Origin of the sequence: Moraxella tarda, from assembly GCF_035181405.1 — a bacterium.
In the GTDB taxonomy this organism is placed as follows: domain Bacteria; phylum Pseudomonadota; class Gammaproteobacteria; order Pseudomonadales; family Moraxellaceae; genus Moraxella.
Genome location: NZ_JAYGGV010000001.1, coordinates 444620 through 460936, shown reverse-complemented (window position 1 = coordinate 460936; position 16317 = coordinate 444620). Strand labels below are relative to the sequence as shown.

General features: G+C 41.3%; 18 protein-coding genes. 8 read left to right on the top strand and 10 right to left on the bottom strand.

Annotated features, from left to right (window positions below; translation table 11 throughout):
* Positions 1-76: 76 nt before the first annotated feature.
* On the bottom strand, positions 77-1489 hold the full coding sequence (locus U9670_RS02260) for an ATP-binding protein (protein ID WP_323841639.1): 1413 nt from the start codon (positions 1487-1489) through the stop codon (positions 77-79).
* A 313-nt stretch (positions 1490-1802) separates the two neighbouring features.
* Between U9670_RS02260 and rpsP the strand changes: the two genes are divergently transcribed.
* The 5 genes from rpsP to uvrC all read left to right on the top strand — a co-directional run bounded on the left by rpsP (position 1803) and on the right by uvrC (position 6147).
* A complete protein-coding gene (rpsP, locus tag U9670_RS02255) occupies positions 1803-2048 on the top strand; it encodes a 30S ribosomal protein S16 (RefSeq protein ID WP_323841640.1) in 246 nt (81 codons plus the stop codon).
* Between the two features lie 129 nt (positions 2049-2177).
* The gene (gene rimM, locus U9670_RS02250) at positions 2178-2738 is read left to right on the top strand and encodes a ribosome maturation factor RimM (RefSeq protein ID WP_323841641.1); all 561 of its coding nucleotides are present in this window, start codon (positions 2178-2180) and stop codon (positions 2736-2738) included.
* 14 nt (positions 2739-2752) lie between these two features.
* The gene (trmD, locus tag U9670_RS02245; protein ID WP_323841862.1) at positions 2753-3514 is read left to right on the top strand and encodes a tRNA (guanosine(37)-N1)-methyltransferase TrmD; all 762 of its coding nucleotides are present in this window, start codon (positions 2753-2755) and stop codon (positions 3512-3514) included.
* 298 nt (positions 3515-3812) lie between these two features.
* Positions 3813-4181 carry a 50S ribosomal protein L19 gene (gene rplS / locus U9670_RS02240; protein ID WP_323841642.1) on the top strand — a complete coding sequence of 123 codons (369 nt, stop codon included), beginning with the start codon at positions 3813-3815 and terminating at the stop codon, positions 4179-4181.
* 115 nt (positions 4182-4296) lie between these two features.
* Positions 4297-6147, top strand: coding sequence for an excinuclease ABC subunit UvrC (uvrC, locus tag U9670_RS02235; protein WP_323841643.1), 1851 nt, complete (start codon positions 4297-4299; stop codon positions 6145-6147).
* A gap of 49 nt (positions 6148-6196) precedes the next feature.
* Here uvrC and ubiM read toward each other — a convergent pair whose 3' ends face one another.
* The 7 genes from ubiM to U9670_RS02200 all read right to left on the bottom strand — a co-directional run bounded on the left by ubiM (position 6197) and on the right by U9670_RS02200 (position 12083).
* Entirely contained in the window at positions 6197-7387 is a 1191-nt protein-coding gene (ubiM, locus tag U9670_RS02230) for a 5-demethoxyubiquinol-8 5-hydroxylase UbiM (protein ID WP_323841644.1), read from the bottom strand.
* 39 nt (positions 7388-7426) lie between these two features.
* Entirely contained in the window at positions 7427-7882 is a 456-nt protein-coding gene (locus U9670_RS02225) for a hypothetical protein (protein WP_323841645.1), read from the bottom strand.
* Positions 7883-7986: 104 nt separating this feature from the next.
* Positions 7987-9042 carry an FAD:protein FMN transferase gene (locus tag U9670_RS02220; RefSeq protein WP_323841646.1) on the bottom strand — a complete coding sequence of 352 codons (1056 nt, stop codon included), beginning with the start codon at positions 9040-9042 and terminating at the stop codon, positions 7987-7989.
* Between the two features lie 115 nt (positions 9043-9157).
* Complete coding sequence (locus tag U9670_RS02215) at positions 9158-9700, bottom strand: dihydrofolate reductase (RefSeq protein WP_323841647.1); 543 nt, start codon at positions 9698-9700, stop codon at positions 9158-9160.
* 1 nt (position 9701) lies between these two features.
* Positions 9702-10544, bottom strand: a complete 843-nt coding sequence (locus tag U9670_RS02210; protein WP_323841648.1) for a thymidylate synthase — start codon at positions 10542-10544, stop codon at positions 9702-9704.
* 26 nt (positions 10545-10570) lie between these two features.
* On the bottom strand, positions 10571-11434 hold the full coding sequence (lgt, locus tag U9670_RS02205) for a prolipoprotein diacylglyceryl transferase (protein ID WP_323841649.1): 864 nt from the start codon (positions 11432-11434) through the stop codon (positions 10571-10573).
* 148 nt (positions 11435-11582) lie between these two features.
* Positions 11583-12083, bottom strand: coding sequence for an RNA pyrophosphohydrolase (locus U9670_RS02200; RefSeq protein ID WP_323841650.1), 501 nt, complete (start codon positions 12081-12083; stop codon positions 11583-11585).
* 402 nt (positions 12084-12485) lie between these two features.
* Here U9670_RS02200 and U9670_RS02195 point away from each other — a divergent pair, with 402 nt between their 5' ends.
* Positions 12486-12899, top strand: a complete 414-nt coding sequence (locus tag U9670_RS02195; protein WP_416381506.1) for an OsmC family protein — start codon at positions 12486-12488, stop codon at positions 12897-12899.
* A 54-nt stretch (positions 12900-12953) separates the two neighbouring features.
* On the top strand, positions 12954-13385 hold the full coding sequence (locus U9670_RS02190; protein ID WP_323841652.1) for an MAPEG family protein: 432 nt from the start codon (positions 12954-12956) through the stop codon (positions 13383-13385).
* Positions 13386-13440: 55 nt separating this feature from the next.
* Here U9670_RS02190 and U9670_RS02185 read toward each other — a convergent pair whose 3' ends face one another.
* Entirely contained in the window at positions 13441-14160 is a 720-nt protein-coding gene (locus U9670_RS02185) for a type III pantothenate kinase (protein WP_323841653.1), read from the bottom strand.
* Positions 14157-15014: a biotin--[acetyl-CoA-carboxylase] ligase gene (locus U9670_RS02180; RefSeq protein ID WP_323841654.1), complete on the bottom strand. Its 858-nt coding sequence runs from the start codon at positions 15012-15014 to the stop codon at positions 14157-14159. The genes U9670_RS02185 and U9670_RS02180 overlap by 4 nt, the downstream gene beginning before the upstream one ends.
* A gap of 62 nt (positions 15015-15076) precedes the next feature.
* Here U9670_RS02180 and U9670_RS02175 point away from each other — a divergent pair, with 62 nt between their 5' ends.
* Entirely contained in the window at positions 15077-15883 is an 807-nt protein-coding gene (locus tag U9670_RS02175; RefSeq protein ID WP_323841655.1) for a sulfite exporter TauE/SafE family protein, read from the top strand.
* The last annotated feature ends 434 nt before the right edge of the window (positions 15884-16317 follow it).

The following is a 16317-nucleotide window of genomic DNA, read 5'->3' as shown; positions in this document are numbered from 1 at the left end:
ATAAAAACCAATCGACTGATTGTGTTTGACCCATCAAGAATATTTTGCTGAGAATTAATTTTTTTGGGTTGATTGTTTAAACCTGTTCGTCATCAATACTTTCGTTGATGATTTGAGTGGTGAGTGGCATTTTGACCCTAACGCACAACCCACCATCTGGGTGGTTAAAAGCCTCTACCACACCTTGATGTAAGCGTGCAATGCGATTGACGATGGCAAGTCCCAGTCCACTTCCTTGTGTGGTGCGAGCAGTTTCGCCTCGCTCAAAAGGTTGCATGATGCGTTCTAGTTGGTCATCTGCCACACCCTGACCCTCATCCTTGACATGAATGATGAGTGTGGGAAATTTGGTGTATGAATCTTGCAATTGAGCATGATCACCTGCTTCTGCGTTTGGGGAGATGATGGTAGCCCCAATATGAATCGGCTCACGACCATAGCGAATGGCATTATTAACAAGGTTAATGATCAAACGCTTAACCGACAGCGGACGCACTGGTACATCTTGGGTAACATCGCATTCAAAAACAAAGCGTGTGTCAGAAAATTGCACCATGACTTCCTTAAAAATCGTGTTTAGATTGGTCGGTTGCACAGGTTCATCAGATCCATCTTTCATAAAAGAGATGAACTGCTCTAAAATGGCGTCCATATCCTCAATATCATACACTAGCCCTTCACGGAAAAATTCATCAGGAAGCATTTCGGCCGTCAGTCGCATACGAGTCAGTGGCGTGCGTAAATCGTGGCTGATGCCAGCAAGCATGATGGTGCGTTCTTTTTGGGCTTGACTTAGCGTCATGAACAGTTGATTAAAAGCGGTATTTACTCGGCGAATCTCACGCGGCCCCTTATCGGTGGCAAGTGCGGTGGCATGACCTTCTTGAATGTAATTGATGGCAGCTTGTTCAAGCCGTTTGAGTGGTCTGTTTAGCCCACGCACCAGTATAAAGATTGTAAGTAGTGTTAAAAATGGCAAGCCCAGTAAAAATCCTGCCAATACTCCTGTGCTGTACTGCGAATAATAGGCCACAGGCTCACGCAACCATACATCAGGGTGCTTGCTGTCTTGAATCCACAGCTTTGGGGTTGGTTTGAATTTAAAATATACCTCCACATCACGCCCAAGTTTATTTTCAACTTCTTGGTCGAGTATGTTAGTTATGATACTTGCAAAAAATTTATCGGTGATGTCAGGAAAGTCATTGGGATTGTCAATAATTTGAATGTGGCTATTGCCTTCAAGCCAAGCTGGTATTTTAGAATCATTGGGCCATTTGTTGTGTGCATCATCAAGCAGGCTTAATTCGCTTGCCAAATAATTGGCGTGGTTTTTTAGTTCTGGCAAATACAAACTTCGCCAAAACAGCCAAAGCGACAGCCCAATGCTCACAAACACAATAAAGAATACCACCAAAATTGTTTGCCAGGCGTTTGAGTGTAAAAGATAATGCAGTTTGATAAAAATGTGTTTGGTGTGGTGCGTCATGGCCGTATATTGAATGATTTTGAGTGTCGCAGAGTACTGATTCTATCACAGCTTGATGGTTTTTTCGCAATTATTCATCTTTTTTGTTTGTTTTGTTTGTTTTGTTTTGGGTAAAGTAATGGTTGTTGTTTTGTATTTTTTGTAAAAAATGCGATATTTTGTGAATTTTACTTTGAAAGGCAAAATTTTTTTGGTATAATTGAAATCCTTTTAATGGTCTGGTTTGTCATCGGCTCATCCTCAAAGCGACAGACGGGCGATTTCCCAATTCTTGCAACAAATTTTTTACTTATTTTTGAAAAGAGAGTTTCTCATGGTAGTTATTCGTTTGGCCCGTGGTGGCGCAAAAAAACGTCCTTTTTATCAAGTAGTTGTTGCTGACAAGCGTGCTGCACGCGATGGTCGCCACATCGAAAAAATTGGTTTCTTCAATCCTTTGGCTCGTGGTCAAGAAGAGACTTTTCGTATTGACTTAGATGCTTATAATGCTTGGGTTGCAAAAGGTGCACAGCCTTCTGATCGTGTTGCTCAACTGGTAAAAGCCAAGCAATCTGCTTAATACGATTGACTTTTGTCAACCGTTTAAATTTAAAAAAATCGGTTTGTGTGGTTCATTGATTCATTGAACTAGGACGCAAGCCGATTTTTTATCTTTACTGACCAATCTGCAAATGATGATAAAGACATGATGAAAAAACCAAATCTTCGCCGTGATGGGTTGGGTGCGCCACCTGCTGATGAGCTCATTAAAATTGCTACCTTAAAAAAACCGTATGGCATTAAGGGTTGGCTATGGGTATTTAGTGAAATGGATAACCGTGCTGATGTTTTTGGTATGTCGCCTTGGTGGATGAAAACAGCAACTGGTTTTAAGCCTTTAACCGTTCAGGACTGGCGTGAACAAGGTTCTGGTTTGGTGGCAAGCTTTGTTGAAATTGCTGACCGCAATGTTGCTGAAACCATGAATGGCACAACGGTTTGGGTGCATAAAGACGCTCTTCCTGCACTTGATGAAGATGAATATTATTGGTCGGACTTGGTGGGGCTTACAGTCATCAATGAAGAAGGTGAGAATCTTGGTGAGATCAAGCAAATGTTTGAGACAGGGGCGCATGAGATCATTTCAGTTAAATCCAATAAAGACAGTATTGATGATGAGGATAGGCTGATTCCGTGGCACAAAGACATCGTACTTTCGGTGGATTTGATTGAAAAAACCATGTTTGTAGCATGGGGCAGTGATTATTAAATGGCGAGTTGATGATGTTTTTTGCGGTCATTAGTATCATGCCACAAATGTTCGATGCAGTTCGTAACTTTGGCATTACAGGGCGTGCTGTATCTCGTGGGCAGGTGGTGATGCATACCATCAATCCTCGTGATTTTACAACAGATAACTATAAACGCATTGATGAGCGTACCTTCGGTGGTGGACCAGGCATGGTGATGATGGCAGAACCGCTAGAAAAAGCAATCTTGTATGCTCAAACTTTAGCAGAAAAGTATTTTAAGCATCAGAATATTAACAATCCAATTTGTCCTGTTGTTTACCTGTCGCCACAAGGCCAGACGCTAGATGAATCAGGCGTACTTAAACTTACCAAGCATGATGGCATGATTTTGTTATGTGGGCGTTATGAAGGTGTAGATGAAAGACTGCTTGAAAAGTATGTTAATGCTGAAATCTCGGTGGGTGATTATGTGCTTACAGGTGGTGAGTTGCCTGCAATGATAGTGATGGACAGCGTCATTCGGCGTCTGCCTTGTGTGATGGGTGATGATAATTCTGCTGTAGAAGATAGTTTTGTTGATGGTTTGCTTGATTGTCCACACTACACCAAACCTCTTGATTTTCATGGAAAAAAAGTCCCAGAAGTGTTGTTGTCTGGACATCATGCCAATATTGCCAAATGGCGTTTTATTCAGCAAGTCAAACGCACCAAACTACGCCGACCTGATTTGTGGGCAAAATTTACACCCACCAAGGAACAGGAGAAGTGGCTAAAATCACTTGATGATGAGTGATTGTTGTAAAGGTTTTTTGTTGATTGAATCGGTATGTATTTACAAAATATTGATAATTTTTTTGAGAAAATTTGCAAATTTTTTTATGTTATGCCATCACCAGATTTTAATGTAAATGGTCATTATATTTTAAAAACCGCTTGAAAAAACAGTAAAAACTTAGTAGAATAATAGAGTTTTTTGCCCATGTGGTTTGGGTTGGCAGTTTGATGATATGACTGCATGATGATGATACGATATGCGACTTTTTAACCACTTTAAGAAAGTATGAGCCTATGTCGTTTGATTGGAGATTGCTATGAGCAATAAACATCCCCTAGTTCAATACATTGAAAATTCACAACTTAAAGACCACCCAGCATTTGCACCAGGTGATACGGTTGTGGTACAAGTAAAAGTTCGTGAAGGTGATCGTGAGCGTCTACAAGCGTTTGAAGGCGTGGTTATCGCTAAGCGTAACCGTGGTCTGAACTCATCTTTTACTGTTCGTAAAATTTCAAGCGGTATCGGTGTAGAGCGTGCATTCCAACTACACTCACCACTGATTGACAGCATCAGCGTTAAGCGTCGTGGTGATGTGCGCCGTGCAAAACTTTACTATCTACGCGACCGTTCTGGCAAATCTGCGCGTATCAAAGAAAAATTGGGTGCAAAAAAAGTTGCATAATGCACAATTTTTACTCATTAAACCCTGCTTTTTGGCGGGGTTTTTTGTCTTGTAAAAGCTGATTTTTCCCTTATATTCTTATGTCATTGTTGAAAATTTTAAGAATAAGCCACTTATGAATGATGCTTTAGATTGCCAAAGTAATGATTTTGACCGACATTCCCATTTGTCTGCCATTTTAAAATCTCTGCCAAATCTACCAGGGGTGTATAAAATGCTTGGTAAAAATGGCGAGATTTTGTATGTGGGCAAGGCAAAATCTCTCAAAAATCGTGTCAGTAGTTATTTTGCTAAGACGATAGAACACCCAAAGACACGCGCACTGGTGCAACGAATTTATGACATTCAAATCATCATTGTGCGTGGTGAGACCGAGGCTTTGTTGCTTGAGCAAAACCTGATTAAAGAGTATCGTCCGCCTTATAATGTCATTTTGCGTGATGATAAGTCTTATTTGTATGTGTTCATGTCCACGGACAAGTTTCCACGCTTGGGTTTTGGGCGTGGCAAGGGCAATCATGTACATGGGCGTTTTTTTGGTCCTTATCCATCAGCAGCGGGTGCAAAAGAGGCCTTGTTGCTCATGCAAAAGCTGTTTATGATTCGAAATTGCACCAACAGCTATTTTAATACCAGAAAACGCCCCTGTCTAGAATATCAAATCAAACGATGCAAGGCACCATGTGTTGGGTTGGTTGAGCATAAAGAGTATCTAGAAGATGTGAATGACGCATTGTTATTCTTAGGTGGTGAAAATGTTCAAGTACAACAAATGCTTGTTGCTAAGATGGAAAAAGCAGCAGAAGAATTAAACTTTGAGCAAGCGGCATTTTATCGTGATCGTATTACAATGGTTAGCGAAATGCAGGCTCGCCAAGCGGTATTTCGGCTAAGTGGTGAAGCGGATGTGTTTGCCATCAGTCATAAATCGGGCGTAACCTGCATTCATGTTTTGACCGTGCGTGGTGGGCGAGTGTTAGGTGGGAAAAATTACTTTCCTGATGAGGTGGTGATTGGCGAGGAAAATAATGCTGAGCGTCTGAGTGAGTTTATTTTGTCATTTTATTTTCAAGTCAGTGATGATTTGCCAAGTGAGCTTATCGTTAGCGAAGTACTGACTGATGCACAGACCATTGGTGAGTTGCTAAGCGAGCAATTTAATAAAAAAACACAAATCAAGCACCGTGTACAAAAACATCGTGCCGAATGGCTTGATCTTGCCAAGCTTAATGCAGATAATGCATTAAAAGCAAAAATGAGCGATTATTATGAATTAAAATCTCGATTTACCGCTCTTAAATTGATGTTGGCATCTGTGTCAAATCGCATCATTGACCGTATTGAATGTTTTGATATCAGCCATACCATGGGTGAGGCAGCAGTGGGGTCTTGTGTGGTGTTTGATTCAGGAGGTGCTCGTAAGCGAGATTATCGACAGTACGCCATTCACGACATCACAGCTGGTGATGATTATGCGGCGATGCGTCAGGTTTTAATGCGTCGGTATGTTAAGCATGAATTGCCAGATTTGTTACTTATTGACGGTGGCAAAGGTCAGCTCAATATTGCCAAGGAGGTACTGACCGAGCTTGGCAGGCTTGATGAAACTTTACTTGTCGGCGTGGCAAAAGGTGAAGGGCGTAAGGCAGGGCTTGAAGTATTGCACTTTATTGATCATGAGCCAATAGATTTGCCGATGGACAGTAAGGCGTTGCATCTGATCATGCATATTCGTGATGAGGCACATCGTTTTGCCATCACCAATCATCGCAAAAAAAGAGACAAAGCCCGTGGCTCATCTGTGCTAGAAGTCATTCCAGGTCTTGGTGAAAAAAGGCGTCGTGATTTATTAAACCACTTTGGTGGCATACAGCAACTCATTGGTGCCTCCGAGCTTGAAATCGCCAGTGTTAAGGGCATTGGCAAAGTGTTGGCAGGCACAATTTATAAAGCGTTACATGCCTAAAATCAAGTCAATGACAAATCAGTCAATCAATGAGTGCGTACCATCTTGCCTATTTGCCCGTTAATTGCCCTGTAATCCAGCGTTTGATGGGCGGTAAATTATTGCTGATTCTTAGAGCGGTATTGCGTATGATATGCATGGGGCGTGCATCGTTGGTAAATAATGAGACCATTGTATTGGTGCCGTGATATAGTGGGCGTGTATGGCTTTGGTGGCGTAGGTTGTATTTGGCAAGAAGTGTTGGTGCACCAATATCAAGATTTTGGTGATGAGCATCAATGATGAGCTTTCCTAGGATATCCACGCTGATCAAGCCTAAGTTATAACCATGTGCTGTTACAGGGTGCATACCAACCGCTGCATCGCCAATGAGAGCGGCTCGGTTGCTCTTAAAGGTGTTGGCATGAACGCCCATGAGTGGGTAGTGGTGCACTGTACCTGCAATGGTGCAAGTGCCGAGTTTATCGTTCATCATACGCTGAGCTTCTTTGGCAAGCTCATCGGGCGATAGGGCGAGCAATTCATTGGCTTGAGTGTTGTCTAGGGTGATGACGCAATTGGTTAAATTATCATGCAAGGGCAAAAGCGCAAGTGTACGCCCATAAAAGAAACATTCTTGGGCCGTTGCCTGATTTGAATGAGGGTGGCTGACACGAAAAACGATGACAGTACGCCCAAAATCATTCATCTGTGCACCAATGCCCAGTGTGCGACGCACAAATGACATACGAGAGTCTGCACCAATCAGTAAGCGTGTCTGTAAAGTTGTGCCGTCAGCAAGAGTTACACTTGCGTTGTGGTCGCTTGTTTCAATGCTTTTTATGTTGGCACAAGTCATTAATTGCACATTTGGTAAATCCTTAACCTCACTGTATAAAGCCTTGCGAATGTTGTGATTGGAAATTAAATTGCCCAATCTATCGGCAGAGCTTAATAGCTTTAAGTCTTTTGGTACTTTAAAATGTAAAGTATAATGAGAGTCGCCATTGTAGACTTTGGCTTCTTTTAGAGGGTAAATGTCGCCATCATCAAAATGTTGCCACACACCCAAGTTCTGCAGAATCTCTTTTGAGCGATGTGTCAGTGCAATCTCTCGACCATCATAGGCAGGATTTTCAATGCTGGTTAAATCGGCTTTATCAATGATGGTGATTTGTAAATCTGTGCCTTTAAAATATCTGGCAAAAGCAAGTCCAGCAGGACCTGCACCAATGATGATGATGTCATTTGGACGGCTCATGGCTTTCTCATTTTAAGTTTTTGGTAATGTTTACAAGTATTATGTCTTGGTTGTGTCTGTTTTGCGGTAATCGCTGAGTTCATTTTTAATGGCGGTATCTATCCAAGATTTTAAATCTTCTGACAGCTGTGCCAGATGCTCTGTTAAAAAATCATCTAATTGTGCTGATAACTTGGTGGTGATGCGTCTTTGTATTTCCGACAGCTCTTCTTTATCAAACCCACTTGTATCATCATCTGTATTGATGGTTAATGATGTACTATCAAAGCTGTGCACCAGTTTGGCTGGTTTGGCAGACGACTCTGAGGGGGTGTTTAATAGCTCCGCTACGGCATCGCCAAAATTTTGGTTGGTGAATTGATAGTCCTTGGCGGATATTTCGCTGCCAAGCATATGAATGATGTCGTCAAGCTCTTGATGAAAGATTTGTTTGACAGGGCTTGGTGTGGCAAGCCAGCGTTTGGGAAATTGTAGAGTTGGAGAAAAGGTTGCCATAAAAAAATCCTAACTGATCATTTGCCAGACATTGTAAGATACACGACACATAAAGTCAAAACAGTATTCTACACTTTATTGTTTTTTGTTATTGTTTTTTTGCTTTATTTTTTAACTTTTTCACTTTGGACAAATGCGTCTGACTTGACAAGCTCAAAGCCTTTTTTATCTGCTTGTGTGATGATAAATATCGCCTTGATGTTGTGTTTGTTTGCCATTTTTAGTGCATCAATGTATGGCACGGCAGTGAGTGCAGTTGCCCAGCCATCGGCCAATGCCACGCTGTCGTGCATGACGGTAACGCTTGGTGCAGAGTTTACCACAGGCTTGGCGGTACTAGGGTTGATGGTATGGCTGTATCGCACGCCATTAAATTCAACAGAATTGCGATAACCACCTGAGGTGGCAAGATGAAGTGTTTGGTTTTCTTGTTGACTGATGGTGGTAAATATTTCACGGTCTTGTACCGAGCTATTTAAGATGGGGGCGTCAATGGCGATGGTCCATGGCTTGCCTTTGTCATTTTTACCCTTGGTAGCAACTTCTCCGCCAATTTCTACCATGTAGTCATTAATTTTGTATTGCTCTGACAGTACGCTTGCAATGACATCTACGCCATAACCTTTGGCAATTGCTGAAAAATCCAATCCGACGCCATCGTGCGTTTTATGAAGTTTGTTGCCTTGCAAGACGGTTTTTTCAAATCCGATTCTGTTTTTTAGGGCGTTGACTTCATCATCGGTGGGCGGGGATTGTAGGCGTTCAACACTCATCTGGGCACCAAAGCCCCATAGCTCAACAAGTGGGTAAACCGTGGGATCAAAACTACCATTACTGGCTGTAAAGATGGTTTGGCTATCATTAAACACCTTGATAAAGTCTTTATCAATCGTCAGCGGTGTGTTACTGGGTAAACGGTTGAATTTGGAAATGGTGCTGTCTTTGATGTAGGTGGATAGGCTTTGATTGACATCGTCCAATCGTTCATCAATCACAGACTTAATGGCGGTGATGTCTTGTTCGTTTGCTTTGAAGGTGATGTGGTAGCTTGTCCCCATTGTTTTGCCTTCAATGCGTTGATATTCGCTTTTTGGCGAGCAGGCGGTGATACAGATGATAGAGGTGCTAAGAATGATGGGTAAGATGGGTAAATAGTGCATGGCTGTATAATTTTTTTAATTGGAGGTTGGCTTATTCTAGCATTTTTTTTATTAGCATTGTTAACAAACAGACAAAGTTAAAAAACAGACAATCCGAGCAAAGGAGAATCGTTTGTCAGGCAGTCTTGACATAAGTTTCAAACACAAATTTTATGCCATTTTTTTTGCTCATGCCACTTTCGCTGTTGGTAAGTACGAATTTGGGTGGAATGTTGGGATAAAAAGTATCGCCTTGCACATCTAAATCGATGCGAGTGATTTGTAATTTATCACAAATTTGCAAAGTCTGTTTAAAAATCTCACCACCGCCAATAATAAACAGTTCACTATTTTGACCGCCGAGCACATCTTGGCTTGCCAGCTCCAAAACCTGTTCAATACTGTGGGCGATTTTAATGCCGTCAGCAGTCCAATTTTTGTCTTGGGTAACGACCCAATTCACACGATTTGGTAAGGCTTGTCCTATGCTTTCATAAGTCTTACGACCCATAATGATCACGCCATTTGTCGTAATTTTTTTAAAGTGTTTTAAGTCTTCGGGAATATGCCATGCCAATTGATTGTCTTTGCCGATACAATAATGACGGTCAAAAGCAACCACTTGGGTCAGCTGGATATTTTTTTGGGTTAACCTGTGTTTGATGTCAGATAAAGTCATTTTATACCGCCACTTGTGCTGTGATTCTTTCGTGCGATTGGTAGTTTGTGATTTGTATGTCATCAAAAGTGAACGCAAACAAATCTTTGATTTTTGGATTTAATTGCAATTGGCATAGCGGTAGGGGCTCTCGGCTCAATTGCAGTTTGGCTTGTTCAATGTGGTTATTGTATAAATGAGTATCGCCACCTGTCCAGATAAATTCACCCACTTGCAAATCACACACTTGGGCAATCAAATGTGTCAAAAGAGCATAGCTGGCAATATTAAATGGCACACCTAAAAATACATCTGCTGAGCGTTGGTAAAGTTGGCACGACAATTTGCCGTCTGCCACAAAAAACTGAAATAAAGTATGGCAAGGCGGTAGGGCAACTTGATTGGCCTCAATTGGATTCCACCCTGAAATAATCAAACGGCGAGAATTGGGATTGGTTTTAATTTCATTGATCAAAGATTTTAATTGATCAAAGCCGTCCAAATTGTATGTGCCATCATCATTTTTGCTTGCTCCAAAATTACGCCATTGGTGGCCGTATACTGGTCCCAAATCGCCCGCTTGCCTATCAAAACGAGCGGTTTGTTCTGCGGTTGCCCATTCGTCCCAGATTGTTACACCATGATCTTGAAGGTATTTGACATTGGTGTCGCCTTTGATGAACCACAGCAGTTCGTAGATGATGGATTTAATGTGTACTTTTTTTGTTGTCAGTAAAGGAAAACCATCTGCCAAATTAAATCGCATTTGATGACCAAAGATGCTTTGAGTGCCTGTGCCTGTACGGTCGCCTTTTTTGGTGCCTGTATTTAAGATGTGGGTTAAAAGTTCTAAATATTGTTTCATCGTTGACCTCTTATCGGGCTTTTTTGCTAATCAAAATTCTTATTTTTATATGCCAATACCATCAAGATTACACCAAAAAAAATCATCGGTAGGCTGTATAATTGACCTTTACTCATCCAACCAAAAATCAGCTCATAGCCAATGTCTGGCTGGCGGAAAAACTCAGTGGTAAATCGGCTGATGCCATAGCCAAGCAAAAATAAAGCAGAAATGGCGTACCGTGGGCGTGGCTTGGCACTAAAAAACCACAGCGTGATGAATAAAACAACGCCTTCGGTGAATGCTTGATAAAGTTGGCTTGGGTGGCGTGGTAATAGGTAATATTCGCCAAATTGTGTGGCAATGCTTATTAAATCTGGGTTTTGGTTAATCAGCTCGTAATCGGCAGCAATCGCTTGTGGAAAATACATTAAGTGTGCATAATCGCCATGCGACACACGCCCCCACAGCTCGCCATTAATAAAGTTGCCAATTCGTCCAAATAGCAAACCTAGCGGTACACAAGGAGCAATAAAGTCTAATATGGTAAATGGGTGTTTTTGATATTTTTTGGCAAACCATAGCATGGCAATGATAACACCAACAAAGCCCCCATGAAAGCTCATGCCGCCTTCCCAAACACGAAAAATATAGGCGGGATTGGAGATGAATTCACCAAAATTATATAAAATGACATAACCAATTCTACCACCCAAAATGACACCCATGGCACCAAAAAACACCAAATCCGACACCATTTCAGTGCTCAAATCACCATACTTTTTAGCACGCCAAGTGGCCAAAATATAGGCGGATAAAAATGCTAACATGTACATAAGACCATACCAATGTAGCTCAATAAAGCCCAAATTTAGGGCAACAGGATTATATTGTGGGTGGAAAATTGCCATAGAGTGATTTGCCAGACGATGAATGTTTTATAAAAAATTTTGTTTATTATAGCAAAAAATACCTAATTTTTTTCAATTTTAACAAGATGATGCCGTAAGTGATATAAAAAAAAGATCAAGCTTTTGGCTGATCTTTTTTTTGTTTGGCTTAAGAATAAGATAAAGTCAGCTCCTTTTTTAAAGGGAGTTCTTTTATCAGTTCTTGCAGTGCTCTTTGATACACACCACGCTTAAAGGCGACCACTTGGTCTAGTGGGTACCAGTAACTGACCCACTGCCATTCATCAAATTCTGGTTTTGATGTATCAAAGCGTATGTGTTTGGTGTTATTTTCATCTAAGCGAAGCAAAAACCATTTTTGTTTTTGCCCAATGCACAAAGGCTCTTGATTGGTGCGAACATAGCGTTTTGGCAGGCGATAGCGTAGCCAATCTTTTGTTACGGCGAGCAATTCAACATGATGTGGTTGTAGTCCAACCTCCTCGTACAGTTCGCGATACATTGCATCAAGTGGGGTCTCACCATAATCGATGCCACCTTGTGGAAATTGCCAACTGTTGTGTCCAATGCGTTTTGCCCAAAGTACTTGCCCTTGTGTATTTGCCAAGATGATACCGACATTGGCTCGAAAGCCGTCTGAATCAATCATGACTAAACTCATTATTAAAAAAAAATTAAAAAATTCTGCCACAAATCATGGCAGATAACATACCTACTATTAAAACAAATTTTTTACAAAAAGTGTAATATTTTTTTGCATTAAAATGTTTCTGTGGTGTTTTTGATGCTATCAATCAAAGATTTTATTCAAGCGATGGTATAGATTGGGTCTTGAAATGATTTGAAATGATAAGCTGGCAGAGACTAGATGAGTTTTAAATTTTAATTTTAATAATAAAAAAAAATGAAAAAAATGAAAAAAAGGATTGTACTTGAAAAAATGATTAAAAGCTGTCATAGTAGAGAATATTTTTGCTTGATAAAATACTTCATAAGCTCATCATTGACTATCAATGACTAAACTAAATAGGAAAACGATAAAATGACTGATATGAATGCCAGCGTGTCATGGCTAAAAAACGATGTGATTAATTTTAAGGCGACCAGCGGTTCAGGTCATGATGTGATGATTGATTCATCGCAAGAACTTGGTGCGCGTCCGATGGAGCTGATTTTGATGGGGCTTGGTGGTTGTGCCAGCTATGATGTGGTGAGTATTTTAAAAAAATCCAGACAGGCGGTTGTTGATGTCCGCTGTGAAATATCTGCCAAGCGTGCTGATGCCGTACCTGCGGTATTTACCGACATTCATTTGCATTTTGTGGTTACTGGTTCGGACATTAAAGACAGTCAAGTTGCCAAGGCCATTGAGCTGTCTGCTGATAAGTACTGTTCTGCATCTAAGATGCTTGCCGATGGAGGCGTGAATATCACGCATGGTTATGAGATTGTAATAAAAAGTTAAAAAAGTTGATGATATTAATATCACTGATATTAAAATATGGCGAAATAATAAATTATGAATGGTTTTGTGATGTTTGTGGCGAACTTTTCGCCAAAGATTGGTTTGGCAATTCAGGCGATGCTGGTGGCTTGTCTGCTACCATTTGCATTTGCTGCACTTGCTAAGATGGTGGGTGGTTTTAAGATGTCAGATAATGCCAATCCAAGGGATTTTTTGGGCAGAACCACAGGACTGGCTGCCAGACTAAATGCCGTGCAAGCCAATAGCTTTGAGGGTTTGCCAATATTTTTAGCAGCTGTTTTGGTCGCCATGTATTGTTTTGTGCCACAAAATGTGATTAACATGATTGCATGGCTGTATGTATTTTTGAGGATTGGCTATGGCATGGCGTATGCACAGAACTTACCGTTGTTGCGTTCGGTACTATGGTTATTAAGCCTGCTGTGTTGTGTGATTCTGTTTTATTTTGCGATTTTGCTAAATTAGGTTTTAAAAAACCACCAAACTGGCAACTTTTTGTTGCGTTCGATTGTGTGGTTTGTTAATCTTGAAAATAGCGTTTTAGACCTTTTAGTAATAATTCTGGCTCGATAGGCAGTTTGTTTTTAAGCTGTTGATTTATCATGTCTGCCCCACCGCCTGTCAGTGTCATGGTAAAGTCAGGATGGTCTGTCATGATTGTACGCACTGTCCCTACTATGCCAAACAGCACACCATGATTGACAGCATCAAAGGTTGTCCGCCCAAGCTCTATGCTGTCAAATCGTCCAGCCTTGACAGCAATCTGCTGAGTACCAGCATATAGGGCATGGCGTTGCATATAAACATTGGGTAGGATATAGCCACCCAAATGCATGCCATGCTCAATCAAATCAATCGTTAAAGCCGTGCCACAGCCCACCACACATTGTTTTTGCTGGGCATCTACCACCCCCAGCATTTGCAACCACCTATCTACGCCAAGTTGGTGCGAATGGTAGCGACTCATCAAAAGCTCATGATGAGCATCGACTTTGGCAAATTGGAATGGGACATTAAAGATTTGCAAAGTCTCGTGGATTGTGCTATTGATTTTTTCGCCCAAGACGCTAGAAATGCCGATAAATTGTGGCTCAAAGCTTGCCAAAGTCCCAAGCAAACCCAATAATAATTCATTGGGGGCTTTTAGATGCTCTCTTGCATCATGAGCGATGATGGTATCGTCATCAGCCACCCAATATTTTAGGCGAGTGTTCCCCAAATCTAGCCAAAGTTTTTTCACTGATTTTCCTTAATAATTTTTGCCATGCCTGCATAAATGGGTGTGATATCATCATGATGTGCCAATAGTAGCTCGCCTTGACTGCCAATGCCAATACATCTGCCTTGTGCAAATACATCGGTCATGTTGTTTTGTATAAAAATTTGTATGTTTTGGTTGTTTAAAAGATGATGGGCATTGAATTTATCAATGAAATATTGTAAATACATTGGTTCTTTGCATCTGTTGCAAATGTGTACCGCTTGAAGTATTGCATTTGCCATTGGGGTGTATAAATCTTTGGCGTGGATATTAATGGCAGTGTCTAGCATTTTTAGGCAAGTCGCTTGATACAGCCCATCTTGAATCGTGGGCGAGGTATTGACATTTAGACCCACGCCAACCACTACGCCAACCAGTGTACTTTTGTTGGATATTTTTTTAAAAATAGGCTCTATCAAGATGCCTGCCAGTTTATGAAACACACCCAAAGATTTATCATAAAAGCCGATATCATTTGCCCATTTTATGCCAACAGGGGATAGGTTGTTTAAAAGACGGATTTGGTTAATTTTTTGAATGATGGCTAAATCACCAAGCTCAAAAGCTACCGCAAGCGACAACAGACCTGATAATTGGTGCAGTTCAAAATGATTTTGACCGATTGGTGTGAATAGGGTTAAAAACACATTGCCTGCACCGCTCACCCAGCAGCGTCCATGCTGTCCTCGTCCTGATGTTTGGTGGTCGGCGGTATAAAGATGGTGCTTATTATGGGATAACTTACCGTTGATGATGGCGTGCATCAAGGCGGTATTGGTGCTATCAATATTGGTAAAATGAGTATGTGTCATCAGCGTGAGAAAATCAGACATAATTTTTTCAAAACGAGAAAAATACGGTATAATATCATAAATTTTATTTGGAATTTGTACAAATGATGTATTTATGGTTTGTCATCGCAGGGGCGTTTGCTGGAGTGTGTGCAGGACTGTTTGGTGTGGGTGGTGGATTGATTATCGTGCCTGCACTTGTGTGGATTTTGGGTGCATACGGCTTTGCAAGTGAGATTATCCCCCATGTTTCAGTAGGAACAGCACTGGCGACCATCATCATTACCTCCATCAGCTCTTTGACCGCCCACAATAAAAAAGGGGGTGTGCGTTGGGATGTGTTTAAAAATCTAACTTTTGGTCTTGTATTTGGGGCGTTGTTGGGTGCGTGGGTGGCTACCCTTATTCATGGTCAGTATTTGCAAGGGCTGATTGGCGTATTTGCCATTGCCATGTCTGTACAAATGTTCATGAAAAAATCAGATGAGAACATCAAGCCTTTGCCTAAGCCGCTTAACCAAGGTATTGCAGGCGTGGTGATTGGCATGGCGTCAGCAATTTTTGGGATTGGTGGGGGGAGTCTGAATGTCCCTTATCTTACGCACGCAGGCCTACCAATTAAGCAAGCGGTTGGAACAAGTGCTGCCTGTGGTTTGCCAATTGCCATCGCAGGGGCATTGGGTTTTATGTGGTTTGGACAAAGTCATGTGGCAAATATGGGTGAGTCTGTGAGCGGGTTGATTGGTTTTGTACATCTGCCTGCGTTCGTGGCGATTAGTATGGCAAGCTTCATTACCGCCAAATTGGGGGCGAAAATCGCTCACAAAATGCCAGCCGCTACGCTTAAAAAAGCCTTTGCCTGTCTATTGATTGTGGTAGGCATACAGTTGGTGTATGGTAGTATGGCCTAATTCCCCAACAAAAAACCCTGCAAATGGCAGGGTTTTTTGTTGGGTGTGATATTTTAAATGATGCCCTGTTCTTTTTTGATGTATCGTAGGGTTTCTAGGGCATCTTGTGAAATGCTGTTAAGATAATGACCATGATAAGGCTGTTTGCCATGGCATTCTTTGCATAGGACTTTTAAATTACTGTAATGATTATGTTGCTTGACTCCATTTATATGATGAACATCAAGTAGTTGTCGATGGCTGGTTAGGTTTACATCGCATTCTTCGCAAGTCCAGTTTTTATCTTGGCGGTATCGCTGTGAAATCTGATCCCAGTTATTAGCATAGCCTTAATAAGCAAAGAGTCAATAAAAAACATATAAATCCCTAGACTGTTTTAATCAAATACACGATATTCTACCCCCCCCGCATATTCTGCCAATCTAAAAATACTG

What these genes read in the sequence shown, in the direction of transcription:
- U9670_RS02260 (WP_323841639.1), bottom strand. Translation starts at nt 1,489, where the DNA reads ATGACGCACCACACCAAACACATTTTTATCAAACTGCATTATCTTTTA.
- rpsP (WP_323841640.1), top strand. Translation starts at nt 1,803, where the DNA reads ATGGTAGTTATTCGTTTGGCCCGTGGTGGCGCAAAAAAACGTCCTTTT.
- rimM (WP_323841641.1), top strand. Translation starts at nt 2,178, where the DNA reads ATGAAAAAACCAAATCTTCGCCGTGATGGGTTGGGTGCGCCACCTGCT.
- trmD (WP_323841862.1), top strand. Translation starts at nt 2,753, where the DNA reads ATGTTTTTTGCGGTCATTAGTATCATGCCACAAATGTTCGATGCAGTT.
- rplS (WP_323841642.1), top strand. Translation starts at nt 3,813, where the DNA reads ATGAGCAATAAACATCCCCTAGTTCAATACATTGAAAATTCACAACTT.
- uvrC (WP_323841643.1), top strand. Translation starts at nt 4,297, where the DNA reads ATGAATGATGCTTTAGATTGCCAAAGTAATGATTTTGACCGACATTCC.
- ubiM (WP_323841644.1), bottom strand. Translation starts at nt 7,387, where the DNA reads ATGAGCCGTCCAAATGACATCATCATCATTGGTGCAGGTCCTGCTGGA.
- U9670_RS02225 (WP_323841645.1), bottom strand. Translation starts at nt 7,882, where the DNA reads ATGGCAACCTTTTCTCCAACTCTACAATTTCCCAAACGCTGGCTTGCC.
- U9670_RS02220 (WP_323841646.1), bottom strand. Translation starts at nt 9,042, where the DNA reads ATGCACTATTTACCCATCTTACCCATCATTCTTAGCACCTCTATCATC.
- U9670_RS02215 (WP_323841647.1), bottom strand. Translation starts at nt 9,700, where the DNA reads ATGACTTTATCTGACATCAAACACAGGTTAACCCAAAAAAATATCCAG.
- U9670_RS02210 (WP_323841648.1), bottom strand. Translation starts at nt 10,544, where the DNA reads ATGAAACAATATTTAGAACTTTTAACCCACATCTTAAATACAGGCACC.
- lgt (WP_323841649.1), bottom strand. Translation starts at nt 11,434, where the DNA reads ATGGCAATTTTCCACCCACAATATAATCCTGTTGCCCTAAATTTGGGC.
- U9670_RS02200 (WP_323841650.1), bottom strand. Translation starts at nt 12,083, where the DNA reads ATGATTGATTCAGACGGCTTTCGAGCCAATGTCGGTATCATCTTGGCA.
- U9670_RS02195 (WP_416381506.1), top strand. Translation starts at nt 12,486, where the DNA reads ATGAATGCCAGCGTGTCATGGCTAAAAAACGATGTGATTAATTTTAAG.
- U9670_RS02190 (WP_323841652.1), top strand. Translation starts at nt 12,954, where the DNA reads ATGAATGGTTTTGTGATGTTTGTGGCGAACTTTTCGCCAAAGATTGGT.
- U9670_RS02180 (WP_323841654.1), bottom strand. Translation starts at nt 15,014, where the DNA reads ATGTCTGATTTTCTCACGCTGATGACACATACTCATTTTACCAATATT.
- U9670_RS02175 (WP_323841655.1), top strand. Translation starts at nt 15,077, where the DNA reads ATGATGTATTTATGGTTTGTCATCGCAGGGGCGTTTGCTGGAGTGTGT.